The 24,013-nt window shown below is 50.2% G+C and carries 21 protein-coding genes and 1 tRNA gene; 11 read left to right on the top strand and 11 right to left on the bottom strand.

What is annotated here, in order from left to right:
- The first annotated feature begins 15 nt into the window (after nucleotides 1-15).
- Nucleotides 16-921 (top strand): dihydrodipicolinate synthase family protein, encoded by a 906-nt coding sequence (locus K1X45_RS04630; RefSeq protein WP_220159949.1) that lies wholly within the window; start codon nucleotides 16-18, stop codon nucleotides 919-921.
- A 232-nt stretch (nucleotides 922-1,153) separates the two neighbouring features.
- Here the strand turns inward: K1X45_RS04630 and K1X45_RS04625 are convergent, their stop codons facing one another.
- A complete protein-coding gene (locus tag K1X45_RS04625; protein ID WP_220159948.1) occupies nucleotides 1,154-1,627 on the bottom strand; it encodes a c-type cytochrome in 474 nt (157 codons plus the stop codon).
- Between the two features lie 400 nt (nucleotides 1,628-2,027).
- Here K1X45_RS04625 and K1X45_RS04620 point away from each other — a divergent pair, with 400 nt between their 5' ends.
- Together K1X45_RS04620 and K1X45_RS04615 are read left to right on the top strand one after the other, a co-directional pair.
- Nucleotides 2,028-2,660, top strand: a complete 633-nt coding sequence (locus K1X45_RS04620) for a hypothetical protein (RefSeq protein ID WP_255560605.1) — start codon at nucleotides 2,028-2,030, stop codon at nucleotides 2,658-2,660.
- A 116-nt stretch (nucleotides 2,661-2,776) separates the two neighbouring features.
- The gene (locus tag K1X45_RS04615; RefSeq protein WP_220159947.1) at nucleotides 2,777-3,088 is read left to right on the top strand and encodes a hypothetical protein; all 312 of its coding nucleotides are present in this window, start codon (nucleotides 2,777-2,779) and stop codon (nucleotides 3,086-3,088) included.
- 211 nt (nucleotides 3,089-3,299) lie between these two features.
- Here K1X45_RS04615 and K1X45_RS04610 read toward each other — a convergent pair.
- A tRNA-Lys gene (locus tag K1X45_RS04610) sits at nucleotides 3,300-3,375 on the bottom strand.
- A gap of 515 nt (nucleotides 3,376-3,890) precedes the next feature.
- Here K1X45_RS04610 and K1X45_RS04605 point away from each other — a divergent pair.
- The 3 genes from K1X45_RS04605 (at nucleotide 3,891) to K1X45_RS04595 (ending at nucleotide 7,660) form a co-directional block, all read left to right on the top strand.
- Entirely contained in the window at nucleotides 3,891-4,568 is a 678-nt protein-coding gene (locus K1X45_RS04605; protein ID WP_022709872.1) for a DedA family protein, read from the top strand.
- Nucleotides 4,569-5,342: 774 nt separating this feature from the next.
- Nucleotides 5,343-6,902: a TerC family protein gene (locus tag K1X45_RS04600; RefSeq protein ID WP_220159946.1), complete on the top strand. Its 1,560-nt coding sequence runs from the start codon at nucleotides 5,343-5,345 to the stop codon at nucleotides 6,900-6,902.
- 191 nt (nucleotides 6,903-7,093) lie between these two features.
- The gene (locus K1X45_RS04595; protein WP_255560603.1) at nucleotides 7,094-7,660 is read left to right on the top strand and encodes an NADPH-dependent FMN reductase; all 567 of its coding nucleotides are present in this window, start codon (nucleotides 7,094-7,096) and stop codon (nucleotides 7,658-7,660) included.
- Between the two features lie 280 nt (nucleotides 7,661-7,940).
- Here the strand turns inward: K1X45_RS04595 and K1X45_RS04590 are convergent, their stop codons facing one another.
- Entirely contained in the window at nucleotides 7,941-8,201 is a 261-nt protein-coding gene (locus K1X45_RS04590; protein ID WP_220159945.1) for a hypothetical protein, read from the bottom strand.
- Between the two features lie 164 nt (nucleotides 8,202-8,365).
- On the opposite strand from K1X45_RS04590, the gene cysP reads away from it, so the two are divergent.
- From cysP to cysW, 3 genes are all read left to right on the top strand, one after another.
- Nucleotides 8,366-9,376 carry a thiosulfate ABC transporter substrate-binding protein CysP gene (cysP, locus tag K1X45_RS04585; protein WP_220159944.1) on the top strand — a complete coding sequence of 337 codons (1,011 nt, stop codon included), beginning with the start codon at nucleotides 8,366-8,368 and terminating at the stop codon, nucleotides 9,374-9,376.
- 78 nt (nucleotides 9,377-9,454) lie between these two features.
- On the top strand, nucleotides 9,455-10,297 hold the full coding sequence (gene cysT / locus K1X45_RS04580; RefSeq protein WP_220159943.1) for a sulfate ABC transporter permease subunit CysT: 843 nt from the start codon (nucleotides 9,455-9,457) through the stop codon (nucleotides 10,295-10,297).
- On the top strand, nucleotides 10,281-11,153 hold the full coding sequence (cysW, locus tag K1X45_RS04575; RefSeq protein WP_255560600.1) for a sulfate ABC transporter permease subunit CysW: 873 nt from the start codon (nucleotides 10,281-10,283) through the stop codon (nucleotides 11,151-11,153). Before cysT ends, cysW begins: the two co-directional genes overlap by 17 nt.
- A gap of 66 nt (nucleotides 11,154-11,219) precedes the next feature.
- On the opposite strand, the gene K1X45_RS04570 is transcribed toward cysW, so the two are convergent.
- The 4 genes from K1X45_RS04570 to K1X45_RS04555 all read right to left on the bottom strand — a co-directional run bounded on the left by K1X45_RS04570 (nucleotide 11,220) and on the right by K1X45_RS04555 (nucleotide 15,584).
- The gene (locus K1X45_RS04570) at nucleotides 11,220-12,011 is read right to left on the bottom strand and encodes an ABC transporter permease (RefSeq protein ID WP_075656254.1); all 792 of its coding nucleotides are present in this window, start codon (nucleotides 12,009-12,011) and stop codon (nucleotides 11,220-11,222) included.
- Entirely contained in the window at nucleotides 12,008-13,201 is a 1,194-nt protein-coding gene (locus tag K1X45_RS04565; protein WP_116087685.1) for an ABC transporter permease, read from the bottom strand. Before K1X45_RS04565 ends, K1X45_RS04570 begins: the two co-directional genes overlap by 4 nt.
- Nucleotides 13,198-14,292 (bottom strand): ABC transporter ATP-binding protein, encoded by a 1,095-nt coding sequence (locus K1X45_RS04560; protein ID WP_220159942.1) that lies wholly within the window; start codon nucleotides 14,290-14,292, stop codon nucleotides 13,198-13,200. The genes K1X45_RS04565 and K1X45_RS04560 overlap by 4 nt, the downstream gene beginning before the upstream one ends.
- A gap of 278 nt (nucleotides 14,293-14,570) precedes the next feature.
- Nucleotides 14,571-15,584 (bottom strand): ABC transporter substrate-binding protein, encoded by a 1,014-nt coding sequence (locus tag K1X45_RS04555; protein ID WP_255561026.1) that lies wholly within the window; start codon nucleotides 15,582-15,584, stop codon nucleotides 14,571-14,573.
- Nucleotides 15,585-16,229: 645 nt separating this feature from the next.
- Between K1X45_RS04555 and K1X45_RS04550 the strand changes: the two genes are divergently transcribed.
- Nucleotides 16,230-17,084 (top strand): branched-chain amino acid aminotransferase, encoded by an 855-nt coding sequence (locus K1X45_RS04550; RefSeq protein ID WP_075656257.1) that lies wholly within the window; start codon nucleotides 16,230-16,232, stop codon nucleotides 17,082-17,084.
- A gap of 144 nt (nucleotides 17,085-17,228) precedes the next feature.
- Nucleotides 17,229-17,585 carry a NirD/YgiW/YdeI family stress tolerance protein gene (locus tag K1X45_RS04545; protein ID WP_220159940.1) on the top strand — a complete coding sequence of 119 codons (357 nt, stop codon included), beginning with the start codon at nucleotides 17,229-17,231 and terminating at the stop codon, nucleotides 17,583-17,585.
- A 52-nt stretch (nucleotides 17,586-17,637) separates the two neighbouring features.
- Here the strand turns inward: K1X45_RS04545 and K1X45_RS04540 are convergent, their stop codons facing one another.
- From K1X45_RS04540 to K1X45_RS04525, 4 genes are all read right to left on the bottom strand, one after another.
- Nucleotides 17,638-18,582 carry a YbhN family protein gene (locus K1X45_RS04540; protein WP_220159939.1) on the bottom strand — a complete coding sequence of 315 codons (945 nt, stop codon included), beginning with the start codon at nucleotides 18,580-18,582 and terminating at the stop codon, nucleotides 17,638-17,640.
- Between the two features lie 173 nt (nucleotides 18,583-18,755).
- Nucleotides 18,756-20,537 (bottom strand): YbaL family putative K(+) efflux transporter, encoded by a 1,782-nt coding sequence (gene ybaL / locus K1X45_RS04535; RefSeq protein ID WP_220159938.1) that lies wholly within the window; start codon nucleotides 20,535-20,537, stop codon nucleotides 18,756-18,758.
- 241 nt (nucleotides 20,538-20,778) lie between these two features.
- Nucleotides 20,779-23,313, bottom strand: coding sequence for a protein translocase subunit SecD (secD, locus tag K1X45_RS04530; RefSeq protein WP_220159937.1), 2,535 nt, complete (start codon nucleotides 23,311-23,313; stop codon nucleotides 20,779-20,781).
- Between the two features lie 143 nt (nucleotides 23,314-23,456).
- Nucleotides 23,457-23,846 carry a hypothetical protein gene (locus K1X45_RS04525; protein WP_075656263.1) on the bottom strand — a complete coding sequence of 130 codons (390 nt, stop codon included), beginning with the start codon at nucleotides 23,844-23,846 and terminating at the stop codon, nucleotides 23,457-23,459.
- Nucleotides 23,847-24,013: the final 167 nt, after the last annotated feature.

Raw genomic sequence — 24,013 nt, 5'->3', positions numbered from 1 at the left:
AGTGCGAGAAATTTTATGTCAGTATTAACCGGACTCTCTGCGTTTCCGATCACGCCTGCCAATGAATATGGCGAAGTCTGCATAGAAAACCTATGTTCGCTAATCGAAAGAATAATTGTCGCCGGAGTCGCTTCAATCGGGCTTCTCGGCAGCACAGGTACATATATGTATCTGAATTATTCAGAGCGGAAAAAGGCAATAGAAGCAGCGCATCAGCAAATTAAAGGCAGGGTGCCGCTAATTGTCGGCGTAAGTGCTCTGCGGACTGATGATGCCGTTAAATTTGCACAGGAAGCGAAGTCTTTGGGGGCCTCCATAGGGCTTTTAGCGCCTGTTTCATACACAGCTTTAACGCAGGACGAGGTCTTTGAGCACTACGCTAGTGTTGCTAAATATAGTCAGTTGCCGATCTGTATCTACGACAATCCGGGAACTACGCACTTTAACTTCTCTGATGCGTTAATAGCCCGCCTTTCCAGAGTGTCGGGGATTGTCGGCATCAAAAATGCTTTGCCTGCAGATAGTAATTTGGAGCAGCATATATTGAAGCAGCGCGCTTCAGTTCCAGCGGAGTTCTCATGCGGCTATAGCGGTGACTGGAAATGCTCCGAAGCTTTACTCAAAGGAGCGGATGTTTGGTATAGCGTTTTGGGAGGCGTTTTTCCTGAGCTCTGTGTAAGTCTAACACGGGCATCTGAAAGAAAAGATATAGAGCTGGCACATAAACTTAACGGGATTTTGCAGCCGGTTTGGTCTTTGTTTCAACGACATGGCAGTCTGCGTGTTGTTTATGAAATACTTAATCAGCTGTCTTTGTCTGACGCTGTACTTCCGCGCCCGTTCTTGCCGCTCGATAAAAGCATTTCTGCGGAAATTGCTGCTGCAATAAGGGCAATCTCTGGAGCCACAGGGCGGGAGTGAATAACAACGGCAGATGTTTTTGGCAGAGCTTTGTAACATGCGGGTCTACCGCTAAAATCATATATAAATGCTCATGGCTTTTATATGTAACTACGTTACTGTGTTCTTGTGAGAAGTAACTAAGCTATTGAAAGGTTTGGGAATACGGCAGTGCGAACCCGTGCTCCATAGATTAGTGGAGGCAAAGGAAATAGACGAACTGTGGTATTGGTTGTGATACGGGAGTTACAAATTAATGAGCGGGCATATTGGGTGGAGCGAAGACGATAAACGGCCTTTTTGATGTCTGGTTTGGTTCCACATATTCTGGGGCAGGACGCCCAATTTCTCCAAGTGACTTCACATATTGATATAATGACCGCAACTCATGGTCAGTCATGGCATTTACTCCGTACCACGGCATAGGTGGACGGGCTTTCATTGTATGTCCGTATTTTACGAACTCATCTTCGCTCATTTTGGAGAGGGTAATACGCAAATTAGCCGGATAAGTCGTCCCCCAAGGCCCTTGAAACCCGATTTGATTTCCTAACAGCGCTTTCTTGGGATCGACTTTACCACCACTTTCAGCGAAGCCTTCTGTGTGGCAGTCATGGCATCCGCCGGTCACAGCGATACGCGCACCTTCTTCCACGCTGGCCTTGTCGGCTGCTATTGCTGTACTTGCAAAAACAATAATGAAAGTCGCTGTAACAAACCTTATCATTTTTCTCTCCGTTTAGCTTGATACCTATGACAGTTAACAAGGCAGCGACGCTTAAGTAAGCTAGCTAAACGGAGTACAATATTAGCCTTTTGATGGAGGGTGTGGGCTAAATACAGAGCAGGATAAGTATTAATGATGCAGTCAAGGATATTATTTGTTGTTGTGTAATCAACGTCTGCTCCGATTATCCAACCTCTTTATCAGAGTAAATCCTGTTAAGCGCAGGAATGTCATGGCTGTTCTCTGCCTGAGTAAAAATAAGATAACCCGCGATGTATCGCAGTAAGCGGTCCGCTGCATAACCGGAACGGTACTATATTTACGGAATAAAATTGCCATAGGACAGTTTCCATAAACAGACTGTGTTGCTAGTGTTGTTGCATCTTTAGCAGCTTTGGGTTTGAAACTGGCCGGTGAGGGCACAGCAGTAATGAATAGCTTTAAAAAATATTTGTGTGGAATTGCGATTGTTCTGAGCGTGGTCTCTTTGTCGTCTTCTCAGACTTTGGCTATGTCTGCAAACTCCGCTGATTTGACCGCCGGAGAGCACGCTGAATTACAGGCTTCCGCAGGTATCACCTGCGATGCCAATAAAAGGGATAATTGTTTGGCCGGTAATGTCGAAAGCGGCGATTATTACAATGTACGCATTTACGGAAGTTGTATCAATGCGCCTTATTTCGGCCGGATAAACGATAAGCCGGTTTCTTTGAGAAAAAGCGTTGCGACTACTGGTACTGAAGGCAAAACAGAGGGAATGCTGGCGCCTGAGCAATTGGTATGCATTCAAGCGGCTGCACAGGTGAATTCGACAGACATGGAATATTTCGTCATAGCACTGCCTTTGGATCATGGGCCGGAATGCAAAGGCGTGGAATTGTGCAAGAAGCCCGAGCTGATTCCGGAGAGCTATCAAAAGACGATGGCCGGCTGTCAGACTGATAGTAAAAAGGATTATGCCGGCTGTCCGCAGGGCTGGATTTTTGCGAATGAAATGGAGGCCTATTCTAACGGGCTGCCTGTTGCGCAATAACTGACATGAGCTGACCACTTATATGAGGGGCATGTCTCGCGTATTTGAGCGAGCCGCATATAATCCTTGATGCCCGAGCCTCTTCGTTCCCTCGACGAGGAGGCATTCTAAGGATCATGATGTCTGGAGAGCAACCACCCACAGTTGGCGAGATCGCTGAGTATGAAGCCAAATTGGCGGAATACAGTGCCCTCATTCACAATACTCGTTTAGACCAGTTTATGGAGTGGGGCGCCTCCCTGATCTTTGCTGCCATTGTTTTAGCAGGGTGGTTTCTATTCAATTCGATCACGCTTGGTTTTCTCATGGCTATTCCATGTACTGCGCTGATCGTTTGGGGACTGTTGGCGATTAATCGTAAGCGCATACGCTTGAGCCATGAATGGCTCAAAGCCAATGCGCACAAATTTCAACAAGAGAAAGATTAAAGAGAAAAGTTATAGGGCGGTGCTATGCGTCACGCATATTACACTTCACGTCCCGAGCTGACGTTCTTTTGCCGGAGTTTAATATTACGAGGAATGTTGTTTTATTGCATTTAATTGAATGCCAGTGGGGATGAGTCTGTGCAAAAATCTGTACCCAGATTTAAAATGCACTGCTTCATTTTTAGGAAAACAACTAAGCTATTGAAAAGCTTGGTGGGTGCGACAGGGATCGAACCTGTGACCCGCTGATTAAGAGTCAGCTGCTCTACCGACTGAGCTACGCACCCACTTTTCTGAATAATCATTCAGTAAGTGAGCGGTTCTATAAAGTGGAGCCGAAGGCCTGTCTAGTCATGAAATTATTTTTTTGAAAAAAATGTGCAATTTTCATGTCTTGTGATGTGAGGCAGGCAAGTTACTGATCCGGATTGTGCTTTTACGCCCGACTGGGATGTTTCGGTTCATAAACCGCAAAACAGGCGGCTAAATAGCCTTGATACGTGATAAATCATTGCACATATAGTTTGCATTGCAGACATATAGGTATATCACGCTGAATTAAGTTTCAGCCTGCATATCGGATTTTTAATAATCTAACAGCTATACAGACTGCTGAATATTGTTGCTGCTGACTGGTTTTGTCATCAGAGTTTTGTCTTTGTGCCATAATTAGGCGCAAAAAAACTGGCATAGCGTCTGCTATGGTTCTGGTTAATCCGCCTTCCGGGCAGTATTAATCATTTACAGGAATGATGGCGAAGCAGCGCGGAAATTTTCATGCTTTGCATGATCTGAGGGTTCAATGGACGGTTTTATCGGCGATCTCGGGCAGTTTATTTCGGCCAATCAGGCTTGGGCCGGACCGATTGTCGGGTTGATAGCATTTGGTGAGTCTCTGGCTGTGATCGGTATGCTGATTCCGGCAACACCAATCATGTTGGCGATCGGCGGTCTGGTCGGAGCCGGTATTATCGATCCTATTCCCGTCATGATCGGCGCTGTTATCGGTGCCGTTATCGGCGATGTTATTTCCTATTTGCTCGGCTGGTGGCTCGGACGTCGGGTTATTCACCAGTGGCCGCTGAACAAATATCGTTCCCATATTGCGCAGGCGCGCCTGCTGTTCCGCAAATATGGTTTTGCTGCCGTATTTTTTGGCCGTTTCTTCGGCCCTGTGCGTTGTACCGTGCCGCTGGTTGCGGGCATGATGTCCATGGATCAGAAGCGTTTTCAGACCGCTAATATTACCTCCGCGCTGGTTTGGGCGCCGGTCATGATCCTGCCGGGCTGGCTGGCCGGTAAAGGGGCGGGCATCTTTGCACGTCTCGATGGTACTGACTGGGTATGGATGGCTGTTGCTCTTACAGTGCTGGCGACAGTTGTCAGTATTGTTGGTGTCCGCTTTATGCGTGCACGCCCTAAACATGAGCGCAGGCGCGGTGCCGCGAAGAATAAAATCTCTGCAACACCGGCTGAATAATAGTTCCTGTCATAAATGTCGGGGCAGTGTCTGATATACACAGACACGTAAAATTGTTGCCGTATTACCAGAGGTTTGGCAAAATAATCACCGGACGAACTTGATTAGATTTGCATTTGTATTCATTATAAATGCAAATTATCAGTCCGACAGACAGCCTTTCATCGTGCAATGGTCTGATTTTTAATAAGCTTTACGCTGAATATGAAATGTTTAACCGCGCAAATTGCGCCTAAAATGGGTCTTTAAAAACTCCGATGCCGGAAGATACTTCTGACGATTCGTCTATTCCGGATTGTTGCCGCTCCGAACTGGTAACAATCCGAAACACAATTTTCCTGCACGCCGCTGGCAGACAAAACAGGTCTTTGACATATCAGACCTCTGTTCCACCGGTTGTGCATGTTTCCCGTCCTGTACAATTTCTGCGTGATAAGACTGCCGGTGCTGCAGCTGTCATCGCCCGCCTGTTTTCTGCAAAGGAGACCGGCCCGCGGGATAAAATCCTTCTGTTTTTCTCGGTGATGTATCAAACCTTATTTCAGGTGCCTGAAGCGGCTCTGAAAAAAGGGATATCTGATCCTGTGCGATCAGCAGGAAATCACACCGCCAATAAGCATGTCCGGTTATCTGATTTCAAAACCGGTAGCGGAACGGAACTGACACGGTTTTTGGTAACCGGATTCAGTGCCGAACCAGTGCTTGCGCGTTTGGCTGGCCAAAAACAGGCTTGCAACCGCATCCCGCAACAGAAATTCTAGGAAACGACAACCCATGGAATGGATTGCCGATCCCAATGCCTGGATAGGCTTGGTTACTCTGATTGTTCTTGAGATTGTTCTTGGTATCGACAATCTTGTATTTATTTCTATTCTTGCCGGTAAATTGCCACCGAGCCAGCGTAATAAAGCGCGACTGCTCGGCCTTGCGCTTGCGCTTTTGATGCGCCTTGGTTTGCTGGCCTCGATCTCGTGGATCGTAACGCTTACACAGCCGCTCTTTACCATTTTCTCTTTTGGTTTCTCCGGCCGCGATATCATCATGATCGTCGGTGGTGTGTTCCTGCTTGCCAAAGGTACGATGGAACTCCATGAGCGTCTTGAAGGTGAAAATGCCGTCAAGGAAGGTAATCCGGTTCATGCGGTGTTCTGGCAGGTTATTGCCCAGATCGTTGTTCTTGATGCCGTGTTCTCGCTCGATAGCGTGATTACCGCTGTGGGCATGGTGCAGCACCTGCCGGTGATGATGATTGCTGTCGTTGTTGCTATGGCAGTGATGATGGTTGCTTCCAAGCCGCTGATGACATTCGTCAACAAGCATCCGACCGTGGTTATCCTGTGTCTTGGCTTCCTGATGATGATCGGTTTCAGTCTGGTGATTGAAGGCTTCGGTTATCACGTGCCTAAGGGCTATCTCTATGCGGCAATCGGCTTCTCGATCCTGATCGAAGCCGCCAATCAGGTCGGCCGTCACAACCGTGAAAAACGCGTGACGACCAACGATTTGCGTGAACGCACTGCCGGTGCCGTGCTGCGCCTTCTTGGCGGTGGCCGCGGCAGCGATAATGCTCTGTCGGAAACTGTTGACGTGATTGCAGAACATACTGCTGCGGCAGATGTGTTCCGTCCGGAAGAGAAGGAAATGATCCGTGGCGTGCTGGATCTGGCTGATCGTCCGGTGCGCTCCATCATGACGCCGCGTAATGAGGTGGAGTGGCTGGATCTGGATGCGAGTGAAGAAGAGCTTCGCAATGAATTGCGCCAGTTTGCTCATTCGCGTGTTATTCTTGCCCGTGGTCAGGTCGATGAATTTGTCGGCGTGGCGCTGACAAAAGACTTGCTGCTTTATCTGGCGGATTCCGCACCGATTGACTGGCAGCGTGCCATGAAACAGCCGCTGGTTGTTCATGAACACAGCAATGTGCTGCGGGTTATGGAGCAGTTGCGCGGTTCTCCGGTGCAGATGGCGGTTATCGTCGACGAGCATGGTTCTTTCGAAGGTGTTGCAACGCCGACGGATATTCTTGAGGCCATTGCCGGTGAGTTTCCGGATGAAGATGGCGATGCTCCGAGCGTCGAGACCGTTGAAGACGGTGTCTGGATTGTCGATGGCTTTACAGATATCCGCCGTCTGAGTGGTATTCTGGATCGTGATCTTGTGGATGAGGATGACCGCTATACGACACTGGCCGGTTTTGTTCTCTGGCATCTCGGACATATTCCGACAGGTGGTGAAAAATTCACTGCCGAAGGTTTCGAGTTCGAGGTTCTGACCATGGAGCGCCGTAACATCGCCAAAGTCAAAATCACAGCTATGCCTGCTTATGATCTTTAAGCAGGCTGATTGAAAAGAAAGAAACGCCGCATCATCTGATGCGGCGTTTTTATATGAAAATGCATTGTCCTATTCTGTGAACACTGTGTCGCAGGAGATAACTTGCAGTTTTTCTGAAACACTTTTAACAGGTGGCTGAAAAGAGGGCGCAGTTATGCCTGTCTGTTTTTCAGCTGAAAAAGGAAATATCCGTGCCAAAGCTTTATACAATCATTTGTGCAACACGTTCTGCGCGTCATGGCGATAAATTTGCCAAATGGTTTAATGATTTTGCAGCCGCAAATTCTGATTTCGATGCAGAGCTGGTTGATCTGGTTGAAGTTAAACTGCCGTTTTTTGATGAATCCACACATCCGCGCGCGCAGAAATATGAGCATGAGCATACCAAAAAATGGAGCAAGCTCATTGATGCCGGTGATGCATTTGTCTTTGTGATTCCGGAATATAACTATTCCCCGCCGGCTGAATTTTTCAATGCGGTGAACTTCCTCAATACCGAATGGAACTATAAGCCTGCAGCTATTATGAGCTATGGCGGTGTGTCCGGCGGTTTGCGCTCCGCTCAGGTTGCCCGTTCGCATCTGAGCACATTGCGTATGATGCCGCTGCCGGAAGGTATTCCGCTGCCGAATTATCCGCAGTTCCTGAACGAGAACGGCGAATTCGTTGCGACTGAAATGGTTGAGGCCAGTGCAAAGACCGTTCTGGCAGAGCTGAAAGTCTGGAATGACGGCCTTCAGACAATCCGCAACAGGTAAGATTTCATTCTATTGATATTGAAAGAGAAACCGCTGCAGCAATGCAGCGGTTTTTTGTTGTTTAGCGCCAAATTAGCAATCTTAAATCACATAAAATTAATGGGATTATTGACAATAGCACTGTATTGGCAGACATTAACGGAATGTTAATTCTGGAGCATTTTCAGTTTATCTTGATCGTAGGAAATGCTCTGTCTCTTTGTTTTTGCGCGTATCTTACCCGAAAACCGTTTCACACTTTTCGGGAAACGCTGGCAATCTGACGATACAGGAGTGTTATTCATGGCTCTATTTCAGTCTCTGAAGGGAATGATGAAACAGCGCGGTCAGGCGTTTCAAAAATTCTGGCAGGAAATTTCTCAGGACGAGAAGACCATTGAACGGCGACGCCAAAGCCGCCTTGCACCTGATCAATCCGAAAAATTCGGCTGCTGGCGTCACCGCGGTATTTGGTAAAACCTTCCGCAAACTGCGATTTTTCAACCATGTTCCGGAAATCAAATTGCGTCATATGAATGGTTGCTAGCAAAATCTTGCTCATTCTTTTTCTGACGTATCATAGATTTCTGATTTTGTTTCTAAAAGTAAATTATCTATTTAAATCAATAATTTAGTATTGATTTCATGCCGCTGCTGCTTAATCTTTGGAGCTATAGATAACTCCAATCATTTGCCTCAGGCAAAGACACAGGCGGCGGGTATTTCATGAAAAAACTTCTGTTAGCGGCCGGGCTTGTGCTCGGTTTGGGAACTTCTTTGACTACGGCACAGGCTGAGGATTCGAAAGAAATCCTCAATGTCTCTTATGACATTGCCCGCGAGCTGTATGAGCAGGTCAACACAGCCTTTATTCCGGTGTGGAAAGAACAGACCGGTGAAACACTCACCGTCAATCAGTCTCACGCCGGTTCCTCCAAACAGGCTCGTTCTATTCTGGAAGGGCTGGAAGCCGATATCGTGACCTTTAATCAGGTGACTGATGTGCAGGTACTGCACGACAAAGGCAATCTGATCCCTGCGGATTGGCAGAGCCGTCTGCCGAACAATTCCTCGCCTTATTATTCACTCCCTGCTTTCCTCGTGCGTGCAGGCAATCCGAAGCAGATTAAAAACTGGGATGATCTGGTGCGTGAAGACGTACAGGTGATTTTCCCGAACCCGAAAACCTCCGGCAATGCGCGCTATACCTATCTGGCAGCAACTGCCTATGCGCGTGAAGCTTTCAATAAAGACGATGCCAAGGTTCGCGATTTCATTACCAAGCTGTTCAAGAACGTTCCGGTGTTTGATACCGGCGGACGCGGTGCGACTACCACTTTCACCGAGCGCGGTATTGGCGATGTTCTGGTGACATTTGAAGCCGAAGTGCTGGGTACGCAAAAGCTGCTTGGCAAAGACAAGTATGAAGTCGTGGTGCCGCCAATCAGCCTGCTGTCCGAGTTTCCGGTGACAATCGTTGATAAGGTTGTCGATAAGCGCGGCTCGCGCAAAATCGCTCAGGCCTATCTCGATTTCCTCTATGCACCACAGGGGCAGGAAATTCTCGCCAGCAATTTCAACCGTGTGCATGATGCTGCAACCATTGAAAAGCACAAAACCAATTTCCCTGAGGTGAAACTGGTGCGTGTGGAAGATGAATTCGGCGGCTGGGCAAATGTCACCAAAGAGCATTTTGCCGAGGGCGGTATTCTCGATCAACTGTTCACGGGCAAATAACGTGACCTGAAAATGACAGCCGGTGCGTCCTCAAAGACGCGCCGGTTTTTCCCGTATCCCATACAGAGCAGACCGGTTATGAAAAGACCAATCTTTAAAGTCAGAAAAACAGTAATGCCGGGCTTTGGTATTACGATGGGCTGTACGCTGCTTTATCTGACGGTGATTGTGGCTCTGCCGCTTTTTGCTCTGATTATGAAAACAGCCAGTCTTGGCTTTGCGGATTTCTGGGCGATTATCAGTTCGCCGCGCGCTGTGGCGACATTCAAGCTGACCATACTCACCTCAGCTGCCGCTACGGTGTTCAATGCTCTGTTTGGCCTGCTGATGGCATGGGTGCTGGTGCGCTATGAGTTTCCGGGCAAGCGTCTGCTGGATGCTGCCGTTGATCTGCCTTTTGCATTGCCGACCGCCGTTGCCGGTTTGGCGCTGGTAACCGTTTTATCGAAGAATGGCTGGATCGGACAATATACTGAACCGCTTGGCCTGTATCTGGCCTATACGCCTGCGGGTATCGTCATTGCTATGGCTTTTACCAGTATTCCCTTTGTTATCCGTACAGTACAGCCGGTTCTTGAAGACTTGAATCACGATGTGGAAGAGGCGGCGGAGACGCTAGGTGCCAATCCGTTGCAGGTTTTTGCTCATGTGATCTGGCCGATGATCCTGCCTGCATTTCTGGCGGGCAGTGCTTTGTCCTTTGCACGTGGTTTGGGAGAGTTTGGCGCGATTGTTTTCATCTCTGCCAATCTTCCATTTAAAACAGAAGTGACTTCGCTGCTCGTTTTTGTGCGGCTGGATGAATATGAATATCCGGCAGCGGCGGCTCTGGCGATGGTGATGTTGCTGATGGCTTTTGCCATGCTGCTGATAACCAATCTGATGCAGGCACGGCAGCTGCGCTATGCGGAGCGAAATTGATATGGCGATTTTGGCTTTTCCTGCTTTAGCTTCTGAAAAATCTTCACCGCAGTTTCGACGCAGGCTTTGGGGGCGGCGTTTCCTGATCGGGCTGGCCGTAGTGCTGTCGCTGATTGTGCTCGGCATTCCGATGGCGGTGATTTTCTCTGCCGCCTTTGGCAGCGGTATGGGGCGCTTCTGGGCAGAAATTACCAAGCCGGATACGATGCATGCGGTATGGCTGACTGTGCTGACGGCGATTGTGGTTGTGCCGATCAATATGGCGTTTGGTGTTTGCGTCGCATGGCTGGTAACACGGTTCCGCTTTCCGGGGCGGCGTTTGCTGATCAGCTTTATTGAGATTCCGTTTTCTGTATCGCCGATTATTGCCGGTACAGCCTATCTGTTCCTCTATGGCGCGCAGGGGATGCTGGGGCCTTTGCTGGAGAGCTATGATATCAAGATCATGTTCACAATTCCGGCGATCTTTCTGGTTAGCCTGTTTGTAACCAGTCCTTTTGTTGCCCGTGAGCTGATCCCGCTGATGGAAATGCAGGGCGGAGAGGATGAAGAGGCGGCATTGTCGCTCGGTGCCAGTGGTTTGCAGACCTTCTTCTATGTGACACTGCCGAATATCAAATGGGCACTGCTCTATGGCGCCGTGCTGTGTAATGCGCGGGTTATGGGCGAGTATGGCGCGACATCGATTGTCTCCGGCGCCATTCGCGGTAAAACCAATACGCTGCCTTTACAGGTTGATCTGTTGTTTCAGGATCAAAACACAGTTGGCGCATTTGCTGCCGCTTCAACACTGGCGGTGCTGGCTCTGCTGACACTGGTGCTGAAAGTCTGGCTGGAACGCAAACAGGTTGATTAAAAAAATAGAGAAGCCGCCTCTGAAATTGATTCAAAGGCGGCTTTTATCTTTTTGTAATTGTTTGTTTTATTGTGGCTGTGCTGCTGCCTTGCGCTGTGTCAGGATCATCACCAGCGCAATTAATATTGTACCGACAATGAAGACGAAAGCAGCGGCGGCAATGGCCGGACTGATATTCTCGCGGATAGTCGAGAACATCTGCCGTGCCAATGTGCGCTGGTTCGGACCTGCCACGAACAAAGTCAGCACCACTTCATCCAGCGAGGTTGCAAAGGCAAAGACCGCACCGGAAATAATGCCGGGTTTTGCCAGCGGCAGCGTCACTTTTTGCAGGACTATATGGGGCGGTGCACCAAGACTTGCAGCCGCCTGTTCCACGCGCCGGTCAACACTTTGCAGTACAGCCAGCACATTGATGACCACGAATGGTACTGCCACAACCGTATGGGCGATAATCACACCGATATAGGAGTTGAGCAGATCATATTGCGCAAACATCAGCTGCATACCCACACCGAGCACCACAGCAGGCACGACCATCGGCAGCAGGAACACTGTTTTGATCGAGTTGAACACAAAGGAATATTGATTGCCGCGCAGACCCAGCGCTCCGACGGTGCCCAGCACTGTTGCAAGTGCCGTGGTGCCGACAGAGATGATCAGGCTGTTGATGATTGAGCGCCGCCATGCGTCCGCCTGCACCAGTTCCTGAAACCAGCGTGTGGAATAGCCTTCCATCGGATAGCCGAGCAATGCCCCGCTGGTGAAAGCCAGCGGCAGAATTGCCACCAGCGGTGCCAGCAGAAAAAACACCACCGCTGCGCCAAACAGAAGTTTGAGGAGTTTGAAGCCGTTCATGAACGTACCTCCTTCTCGGTTGAGAGACGCATATAGATCGTATAGAGCAGAATGGTTGCAATCAGCAGAACCATGCCGAGTGCACCGGCCATGCCCCAGTTTGCAGCGCCCATTGCGTAGAACGCGATGACCGAGCTGATGAGCTGATCTTTAGCGCCGCCGATGAGAGCAGGGGTGATGTAATAGCCAAGCGCTGTCATGAAGACGAGCAACGAGCCGGAGACCACGCCGCGCATAATCAATGGTAACAGCACATGAAAGAAAGAACGCAGCGGATGTGCGCCGAGTGAAGCGGCGGCTGGCATCAGATTTTTCGGAATGCCAATCAGCACGCTGAACACCGGCAGCACCATGAAGGGCAGCAGCACATGGGTCATGGCGATAATTACGCCGGTGCGGTTGAAGATCAGTGCCAGTGGTTCACTGGTAATGCCGATTGCGATCAGCGCATTATTAATCAGCCCCTGATCCTGCAACAGGATGAACCATGCAGCAGTACGCACCAGCAGCGATGTCCAGAGTGGCAGCAGCACCGCGCCGAGCAGTAGCTGGCGTTTCCAGCCTTCAACAGAGGCTGCAACCATAGCGAACGGAATACCTATCAGAATGCAGGCAATGGTGACGCTGAGCGCGGTGATGAAGGTGCGCACCATAATGGTGACATTGGCAGAGGCATCCGATGGCAGAGAGCGGATTTCACCGGAGATGTCGCGTTCCATATCCACGGCTGCCAGCAGATTACGGTCTGTCAGCGTGGTTGAAGCCGCTGAAGCAATGGCCTGCCAGTATTGCTGTTCGCCCCATTTCTTGTCGATGGCGACGAGATCAATCTGTGCATAATCAACCGGCTCTTCAAGCTTGGTCAGCTGATTGCGGGTTTTGCTCATCAAGGTGCGGAAACCGGGCTGCGCACTGTTGAGGCGGCGCACAAGATCACCGAAGAGCTGGGCATCATCATTGTTGCGGATATCTTCCGCCAGTGCGGCTTTCATTTCCGGTGTCGGCGGTGCTTCCGGATTCCAGTCGCTGACAGCCTGTGCCGTGAGCGGTAGGGCTTTGGCGGCCACCGGATCGGACACGGCCTCCTTCATCATCGTCACCAATGGAATGATGAAAAAGACCAGCAGGAACAAAGCCAGCGGTGCCACCAGTGCGAAAGATTTCAGCCGTTGTCGTTGCAGTTCATTCATGCCGCCACCTGAGGATTACGGGCAGGAACTGCAATCGGCCAGCAATCCGCCGGCAGGAAAGACAAGGTAACCGGATCGCCGGCTTTCAAATTATGGAAACTGCGGTCGGCCTTGGTGACAAGGCTCTGGCCTGCAAAGTCCAGTGCCACGCGCAGATGGTCGCCATGATATACAATATCGCTGACGGTTGCTGTCAGATGATTGGCGGCACTTTCCTCTGTATTCAGCCGCACGCGCTCAGGCCGCAGCGACAGGCGGATATCCTGACCGGCATGGAACGGTGCTTCGGCGTCTACACGGATATCCTGACCATTGTTCAGACGGATCTGGGTTTCGCCATTGTGGATGCCGGAGACTTTACCGTCGATCAGATTGGTTTCACCGATAAATTCCGCAACAAATTGCGTGGCAGGATGGTCGTAAATCTGGGATGGCGTGCCGATTTGCTCAATCTTTCCGCGATTAAACACAGCAATGCGGTCGCTCATAGTCAGAGCTTCGGACTGGTCATGGGTTACAAACACGATGGTCAGGCCGAGACGGTGATGTAATTCGCGGATATCGAGCTGCATGCGCTCACGCAACTGCTTGTCGAGTGCGCCGAGCGGCTCGTCCATCAGCACCACTTCGGGTTCAAAAACCAGCGCGCGCGCAAGTGCAACACGCTGTTGCTGACCGCCGGAAAGCTGCGACGGCTTGCGTTCCAGCATGGTGCCAAGCTGCACCATATCCAATGCACGCTTCACACGATCCTGCATTTCAGACTTGGATAGCCCGCGCATTTTCAGCGGGAAAGCCACGTTTTCGGCAATGGTCATATGGGGAAACAATGCGTAGTTCTGAAACACCACGCCCATATTGCGCTTATGCGGCGGGAGCTGATCGATGCGTTTGCCGTCCACGCTGACAGTGCCGCCGGTAGGGCGCTCAAAACCGGCCAGCAACATCAGCAAGGTTGTTTTGCCGGAACCGGAAGGCCCGAGCATGCTGACAAACTCACCTTTGCCGATGGTTAAATCCAGATTATCGACAACTGTCAGGGAGCCGAATGCTTTGCTCACCTTGTCAAAATGAATGAAGGGATTATTCACGCGTAAAACCTCGAATGGAGCGAAGCACCGTCAGACCGTTTTCGGGAGTCAAACAGGACAGTGTTTGCTGTTGTCTGCTGCGGGGCGGCAACAGGAAATGCGCTTTTGAATCGAATGACTGCCGAGCAGTCGGGGAAAAAGATGACTGCTTAGCAGTCAGAAAAATTAAGCTGCGAAGTGCAGCCGTTCCGGAGAATTTGCATCCTTACGGGGGAAGGTATGCAAATTCCGGAACAACTGCATAACCGGTCACATGATTGCCGGTCTTTAACTTCAGCTTACTGGGCAAGCCATGCGTTGAAACGCTGGTTCAGGCTTTCAGAATTATCTGTCCAGAATTCCACGCCAATGGCTGCTGCATCGGTCATATTGGCCGGTGTGGTCGGCAGGTCTTTGCGGTATTTTTCGTCAACGAATTTATCGGCTTCGATATTCGGCAGACCATAGGTGATATATTCAGGTAGTTTGGCCTGATTGTCGGCCTTGCTGGCGAAAGCGATGAAATCCATCGACTCTTTCGGGAAAGGCGTGCCTTTCATGATTGCCCAGCTGTCGACGGCATAGATGCTGCCCGGCCAGACAAAGCCGAAATTCTTGTTCTCGGTGCGGTTGAGTGCATTGATACGGCCGTTATAGACCGAAGCCATTACCACTTCACCGGAAGAGAGCAGCTGTACCGGCTGCGCACCGGCTTCCCACCACACAATATGCGGCTTGATTTCATCGAGTTTTTTGAAGGCACGATCCACACCTTCCGGCGATGCCAGCACATCATAAACATCTTTCGGAGTAACACCGTCAGCAATCAGCGCAAATTCAAGAGAATATTTGGCGCTTTTGCGCAAAGAGCGTTTGCCCGGGAATTTCTTCACGTCCCAGAAATCAGCCCATGATTGCGGGGCATCTTTCATCGTGTCGCCGTTATAGGCGATGCCGGTAGACCAGACGATCGCGCCGACGCCGCAATCATGAACCGCTGCCGGAATGAACTTATCTTTGCCGCCGAGCTGTTCCCAATTGATATTTTCATAAATACCGTCGGCACAACCAAGCTCAAGCTCTTCAGCTTCAACCTGCACAACGTCCCAGTTGGTTTCGCCGGCTTTGACTTTCGCTTGCAGAACGCCGTAGCCGCCATCCCAGCTCTCATCGAGAACCGGTTTGCCCAGCTCTTTGGCAAAAGGTTTGAAATAAATTTCGCGCTGTCCGTCCTGATAGCTGCCGCCCCAGGAGACAACTGTAAGGTCGCGTGCCTGAGCAGAACCGGCTGCGAGAGCCAGACCGCCGAGCATGGTGCAGGCCGTGAATGCAATATGCGTAAGCTTCATTGATTATTCCCCACAGTTTATTGTTATGAAATTTGTTGCAACAAGTTTTCCATAGGAAATGCAGGGGGGCAATAGCTGATTGTGCAGTTGCCATACAATTAATGTCGCATAGTGCAGCTACTAATTTAGCATTGTGACAATGTTGAATGAGAGCCTTTGCGGCAGCTCCTGCGCAAAGAGCATGAAGCATTTCTGCTGCCTCATTGCAGGGAAATGGTCTTGAAATCATAAAACCACAGTAAGAATGATGTGTGTTTTCCTTGGCTTGAAAAGGCTGGCTTCCGTTTACGTCACACAGATATATTACAGTCCGGAAATGGCGGAGTTGATGCGTTTTAGGAATGATTTTGTGTTTAAAATGTATGGGCTGCTGATTTTACTGAGGCTTCCGCGCACCGGAATAAATTAAAAAAATAGTTTTTATCTTTGGGGAGTTGCACTTCCCTGAGAGGATTTTAATGTGGTTCTGCGTTGCTGACGCTGCCACCTTGCCGGAGATTGCTGATGAACTCAGCCGGTTACGGACAAATGCAGCTGGTCGCCACGGGCCGGATTTTGCTTGCAGCAGACTGCCGGATTTCAAATTTGATTCGCATATGGAGAAGTGACATGGGCCAGATTGGTCGTAGCTGGACATTTTATAAAGGCAAATGGCATGAAGGCGATGTGCGCATTCTCGGCGCGTCATCACAGGCAACATGGCTTGGTTCGCTGGTTTTTGACGGTGCACGCGGTTTTGAAGGTGTGATCCCTGATCTGGATCGCCATTGCGCACGCGTTAATCGCTCTGCTGAGGCACTCGGCCTGAAACCGACGAATACGCCTGAAGAAATCATGGAACTGAGCCGTCAGGGCATGACAAAATTCGGCGAGAATGCTGCGGTCTATATCCGTCCGATGTACTGGGCGGAAGAGGGCGAAGCCAATGTGGTTCTTCCTGCTGCTGAAAGCACGGATTTTGCGCTGTGTCTGGAAGAAATTCCGATGGGTGAGCCAACCGGTTTCACCATTACCACTACGCGTTTCCGTCGTCCGACAATTGAGACCATGCCGCTGGATGCCAAGGCTGCCTGTCTCTATCCGAATAATGCCCGCATGATCCGTGAAGCCCGTGCCAAAGGTTTCGGTAATGCGCTGGTTTGCGATATGCTGGGTAATGTGGCCGAACTGGCATCTTCCAATGTGTTTATGGTGCGCGATGGTGAAGTGTTTACACCTGCGCCAAACGGCACATTCCTCAACGGTATTACCCGCCAGCGCGTGATCGGTCTGCTGCGTGATAATGGTGTGTCTGTAACGGAAACTACGCTGAAGGTTGAAGATTTCCGTGAAGCCGATGAAATTTTCTCAACCGGCAATCATTCCAAGGTCGTGCCGGTGATCGGCTTTGACGATAAGCAGCTGAGCTATGGTCCGGTTGCGCAGAAAGCCCGCAAACTCTATTGGGACTGGGCGCATTCGTAAGAGTGTAATCCCTTAACGAAAAAGCCGCGAAACTTAAGTTTCGCGGCTTTTTATATTTTAACGATATTGAATATATAAAATATTATCCTTATATATCAATGGCTTATTGTTATTTTGATGAGCTATATTTTATAGGAAAGTTATATGAAAAGAAAATTTATTTCTGTTTTATTTGTATTAGTTGCTTCAGTTTTTAACACGACAGCCTATGCCCAATATGTGGGGCCATCAACGAGTTCATCAGGCCGATCTATTGCGGATATTTTAAAAAATCCTATCGATGAGCAGAGAGTTGTGCTTGAGGGATTTATCTTAAAGAAAATCGCCCATGAAAAATATCTTTTCACTGACCGGACATCACAAATCCGGATCGATGTCGATGATGATGAAATGCCACTTGGGAAAATTGATGAAAAAACAAAAGTGAAGATTTATGGGGAGGTTGATGCCGACAACTTTGGCGCCCCGCATATTGATGTATCTTCTGTTGTGCTTCAATAAATGAAATAGGGTGGCTATTTTAATAGCCACCCTGTTTTTACAATCATATTTTCTAATTTTGTATTTTGCGCTTTTTGGAGAATTCACTCTTCTCAAAAATCAGCACAACAATCAGAGAGATACCGAACGGTATCAGCAGATAGAGCAGGCGGAAGACAATCAGCGCCGCCAGCACATCGGCCGGATTGAGATTTGGCAGGCCGGTGATGAACAGAAATTCCAGAACGCCAAGACCGCCCGGCGCATTGGAAATCAGAGCTGCTGAGAACGAGATCAGGAAAATACCCAGCACAATCAGGAAGCCCGGATGGTTCACTTCAGGCAGAGCGAAATAGATGATGCCAGCGGCGCCGATCAGTTCCAGAGGGCCGATCAGCAGCTGCCATGACACAACGGACAGGCGCGGATAGGATAGCTGGAATTTTGAGCCGATGCGCAAAGGCCGCAATTGCATGAAGCTGCCAAATACATAAAGCGCAACCAACACGAGAATGACGATACCGGCGGCTATAGCGAGGCTTTCAGGAATATCATTGTTAAAACGCTGGAGAAGCTCCGGCTCAACGAGCAGAACAATAGCACTGAGGATCAGCGTGCCGAGCGCAAAGGTGAAAGAGCAGAAACCGACCAGAACGGCAACTTCCGCTCCGGAAAGGCCTTTGGATGAATAGGCACGGTAGCGGACAACCGCACCGGAAATAACCGAAGCACCGATATTATGGGACAGGGCATAAGCGGTGAAAGAGCACAGGCTGATAAACAGCCATGAGATTTTTTTGTGCAGATGCTTGAGCGCGATGCGGTCGTAACCGGCCAGCGCCATATAGGAAAGCAATGCACAGGAAGCACTCAGCAGCCATTGTTTCATGGTAATCGCTGCGAGACTGTCAATTACATCCTCAAGAGAAATGCTGCGCAGTTCATTATACAGAAGCCATACGGATACAATAACCGCGCCGATGCCGATTGTCGGCCAGATGTAATCTTTCCATTTCATCTATCAGATGACACCCTTTTGTTGTTGGTGTGGTCACACAAGTCATCACCGGAATTCCGTCTTTTAAGGGCGGATGTCTGCTGATTGATTCCACATCACTCATTTGTAACAGGTATTCACATGTTGTCAGTTTTTATACTTCGTCACTTTTAACGATTTTTATGTCTTAATCATTAATTTATGGAACTTAAGGGTTCTTCAGGTGAAGTTTCTGTCAAGTTTTTTACATAATCTGTCTTTGTACCGGAAATTTTTCCGAGAATGCCGCGGGCAATTTCTTCTTCTGCCAGAATAATCGTACCAACCCCGAGATCGCGCAGATAATCGGCCTCAACTACCGATTCAGCACGGGCAATAATGTGAAGGGACGGATTGATCTGACCGGCCTGTGCAATAACACGCGCTGTCTCAAATGCATAAGGCAGAGCGAGGATCAGGCATTGTGCATCTGCAAGACCGGCTCTGGCCAGTGCATCTGCATCGGCAGCATTGCCGAGAATAACTTCGACACCTGTTTCACGTAATTCTGTGGCCGGTTTTTCGGCATTCTCAATCACGACGAGCGGGCGCTTTTCTTCAATCAGTTTGGCTGCAACACGCGAGCCGACCTCACCATAACCGGCAATGATTGTGTGGTCGGTTTGTGTGGTTGCATAGGTGCTGAAATCATCTGCCGCGCTGTCTTTGTCATCAGCGTCGAGATCTGTGACATCTGCGGATTGTTTCGCTCCCAGCTTTCTTTCAATAAACGGGCGCAGTTTTTCAAATCCGATAAAGACCAGTGGATTACAGAGAATGGAAAGAATAGCACCGGCCAGCACCAGATCGCGTGCTTCCGGCGGCATGATTTTCAGCGATACGCCAAGACCGGCCAGAATGAATGAGAATTCACCGATTTGCGCAAGGCTGGCGGAGATGGTCAGCGCGGTGCCTGTCGGATGTTTGAACGCGCGCACAATAAAGAAAGCGGCAGCGGATTTTCCGATCATGATAATCAGCAATGTCGCCAGCAGGGACAGAGGATTATTAATCAGCACCATCGGGTCGAACAACATGCCGACCGAGACGAAAAACAGCACCGCAAATGCATCGCGCAGCGGCAGGGATTCCTCGGCAGCCTGATGGCTGAGTTCCGATTCACTCATCACCATACCGGCAAAAAATGCACCCAGTGCCAGTGAAACGCCGAACAGGTTCGCAGCGCCAAAGGCCACGCCAAGCGCAATGGCCAGCACGCCGAGGCGGAAGAGTTCACGCGAGCCGCTGGCGGAAATCACCTCAAGCACCCATGGCACCACTCTTTTGCCGACAATCAGCATCAATGCAATGAAGACCGCGATTTTGATCAGTGTCAGCAGGATAATACCGGTTATGCCAAGCCCCAGATACGAAGCAATGGGATCTGACGGAACCGTGCCGGAATTGCCATGTAAAAGACCGGCAATGGCTGGCATCAATACAAGCGTCAGCACCATGACCAGATCTTCAACAATCAGCCAGCCGACGGCGATACGGCCGCGATCGGTTTCCATCAGGCGGCGTTCCTGCATTGCACGCAGCAGAACAACGGTTGATGCGGTGGAGAGTGCCAGACCAAAAACCACAGAGCCGGTGAGATCCCAGCCGATAATAAGGCCAAGACCGGTGCCGAGAGCGGTGGCGGCAAAAATCTGTGCCAGTGCTCCCGGAACCGCGATGGCTTTGACCGACAACAGTTCCTTGACGGAGAAATGCAAGCCGACACCAAACATCAGCAGGATGACGCCGATTTCCGCAAGCTGTAGTGTCAGTTCCTGATCGGCAACAAAACCCGGAGTGTAAGGGCCGCAGAGAACACCGGCAAGGAGATAGCCGACCAGCGGAGAAATGCGAAGGCGATTGGCAATAGCCCCGAACAGAAAGGCCAGACACAGACCAACAACAATCGTAGCGATCAGGGGAGTGTCGTGAGGCATAGCGGCTTGTCCTTATAAAACCAAAGTCCGTTGAGTGAAACTCATTGGACTTTGGTTAAGCCCGAGTGGCGATTGAACTTTCCAAGGCGTGATGCGCAGCATCTCAGTGCCTTGCGATAAGCGTCTTTTGCCGTTTGTCTCAACTGCAATCTCGGCGGAATTATGCAGGTTCAGAAAAAGGGCAAGGCAGAGAAGGGGATATCGCGCGGTTCTTAAACCGCGCGATAAGATTATGTACTTGTTACTTAGCAGTCACTGCGTCGTCGGTGTCACCGAGCGAGCGCTTATGGGTACGCTCCCACCATGTGCCGAGCAGCATCAGGATCGGTGCTGCAATGAAGATCGACGATGTGGTTGCAATGAACACACCAAACAGCATCGGGATCGCGAAGTTCTCAACCGCGCTGCCGCCCCAGATTGCCATCGGAAGAACAGCAAGGAAGGTACAAAGCGAGGTGTAGATACAACGGGCGAAAACCTGATTGATACTCAGATCAATGATTTCACGCAGCGGTTTGGCCTTATACATACGCATATTTTCACGCATACGGTCATAGACCACCACCTTATCATTGACCGAGTAACCGACCAGCGTCAGCACTGCGGCAATCGCTGTAAGGTTAAAGTCGAGCTGGGTGATGACGAAGAAACCGACCAGCTTGGTGGTATCGAGTACCAGCGTGGCAATCGCACCCACGGCGAAATACCATTCAAACCGCCACCAGAGATAGATCAGCATCGCACCGGCAGCCAGCACCAGAGCGATAAAGCCGGAACGTGCAAGCTCGCCGCTGACCTTTGGTCCCACGACTTCTGTACGCTCGATCTTCACATCCTTGTCGATCGACTGAACAGCTTCACGAACCTTGTTAACCGCAACAGTCTGCGCTTCTTCACCGCCATCCTGACGCTGAACGCGGATCAGAACATTTTCAGGGCTGCCAGCATTCTGCAATGCGACTTCACCCAGACCAAGTCCGCCGAGCGAGGAACGCAATTGTCCCAGATCAGCCGGTTGGGATGTGGTGATTTCAACCTGAATACCACCGGTAAAGTCGAGACCGTAATTCAGACCTGGTTTGAAGAACAGGAACAGCGAGGCGACCGACAGAACCACAGATACCAGAATCCCGAAATAACGGGCTTTCATAAACTGGTAATTGGTGTTTTCCGGTGCAACACGAACCCAAGGTTCAATCTGCAGAACCTTCAGCTTACGGCGGCGGACCGACCATGCCATGATGATGCGAACGACCGAAACAGCCGTGAACATGGAAATGGCAATACCGAGCATCATGGTGATAGCGAAGCCGCGAACAGGGCCGGTACCGAACATGAACAGCAGAACGGTTGCAATCACCGAGGTGACGTTGGCGTCAACAATGGTTGAATAAGCGGAGTTGAAGCCTTTATCGAGCGCGGCCATAGCGCCCATGCCTTTTTTGGTTTCTTCACGAATACGCTCGTTGATAAGAATATTCGCATCCACAGCAATACCAATACTGAGGATAACACCGGCAATACCGGGCAGGGTCAGCGTTGCCCCGATCAGGGTCAGTGCTGCAAAGGTCAGAACAATATTCAGAAGCAACGCGAAATTCGCAATCATACCCCAGACGCCGTAGAGCATGATGATGAATGCGGCGACCAGAATAAAGCCGAGAATACCGGTATAGACACCCATTTTAATGGCATCGCCGCCGAGATCCGGACCAACAGTACGTTCTTCAATAACTGTCAGCGGCGCAGGCAATGCACCGGCACGCAGCAGGGCGGACAGAACAACAGTATCTTCAACAGTGAACTGACCGCTGATCTGGCCGGAGCCACCGGTGATAGGCTCACGGATTGTCGGCGCAGACAGAACCTTGTCATCAAGAACGATAGCGAAAGGACGGTTCACGTTCTTTGTGGTGATTTCAGCAAACTGACGGGCACCCTGACTGTCAAAACGGAACGAAACAATCGGTTCGTTTGAGCGCTGGTCAAAACCGGCGCGGGCATCGGTCAGGCGTTCGCCGCTGAGTGCGACCTGATCTTCGATCGGATATTTAATGTCCGGATTTTTGGAATCTTCCATAATCGTGACGCCCGGAGGCGGCGGGCTGTTCGGATCTGCATCCGCAACCATATGGAAGGCCATTTTAGCCGTTGAACCCAGCAACTGACGCAGCTGTGTCGGATCCTGCAGACCCGGCAACTGAACCACGATACGGTCACTGCCAACGCGCTGAATGGATGGTTCGGAAACACCGACTTGATCCACACGCTGACGGATGATTTCAAGGCTCTGGGTGAGGGCGCTGTCGAGACGGTAGTTGAAACCGGCCTCTGTCAGCGAGAGACGGATCTGTTCGCCCGGCGTTGTCACATCAATATCATTGATTGGTGTGCCGAAACCGCTGGTCGATACAGGATTAATCAGGGTTTTCAGTGCTGTTACCGCACGGTCACGCTGCGCAGTATCGGCAATGTTGACCAGAACCGCATCGCCGGCCACACGAATGGACTGTGGCTGAATGCGTTCTGAGCGCAGCTTGCTGCGTGCATCATCCAGCAATGTACGCAGACGGTCTTTTTTCAGACCGGCAGCATCCACTTCAAGGACGAGATAGGAACCACCGCGAAGATCAAGCCCGAGTGTGACCTGATTTTTCGGGAACCAGCCGGGCATATTTTCCAGCTGTTGCTTGGTAAAAACGTTCGGCAGGGCAATGAATATGCCCGCCAGAATGATGAGACTGTAAAGATATACAGCCCATTTGGGTGTACGCATGAGAGTAATCCGGTCCGATTGTTTGCGGCAGGAATGGCTGTATTCAGACAGACTGTGCCGTAATGCAGATGGAAATCATAAGACCTGTCAGACAAATAAAGTCCAATAGGGCTTACTTTAAAAGAACTGCCGGAAAGCAGAATTTAAATTTGGAAGAAAGCAGGCGGTGCGCGGGCGCGGATAGCGCTCCGGCGGGCATCGGTCTGCGGGTTATGCTGAATGCGCAGAACAGATGCGGAAATGAAAGCTGCCAGAAGGGCAAATAATGCAGGCACAATGAAAGTGCCGTCAGCGCTGAAAGGCAGAGCCTTGCTGCTGAAATATAGCGCAGGGGTAAGGATTGCCCGAACCGGCGCTGTCAGCGTGCTGTTCGGTGCGCGCCCTGAAGGATCAGTGGTCTGAACGCTTTGGCGATCCTGCACCAGTGCTGCAGTCTGATAGCTGATTGTGTTTTGATCACCGGCAGTAATTAATGCCGATTGCAGAGCCAGCAGTCCGGACAGAAACCACAGCAGGCCGAAAGAATAAAGCACAGTGCGAAGAGACAGCCTATGCTGTTCCTGTCGTGCTTTCCCCGTTATCGCGCTGCAAAGTCTGGATCTGAAAATTGTTCCGGCTCGCTTTTGTCCTGATTTGCGAAAATCATGTCTGACTTGCGTAAATTTGCAGAAGGTCTCCGGCTTATGCAAAAATACTATTT

It is taken from the genome of Pseudochrobactrum sp. Wa41.01b-1 (assembly GCF_019464455.1).
Classification (GTDB): domain Bacteria; phylum Pseudomonadota; class Alphaproteobacteria; order Rhizobiales; family Rhizobiaceae; genus Pseudochrobactrum; species Pseudochrobactrum saccharolyticum.
This window is presented reverse-complemented; position numbering and strand designations above follow the sequence as displayed.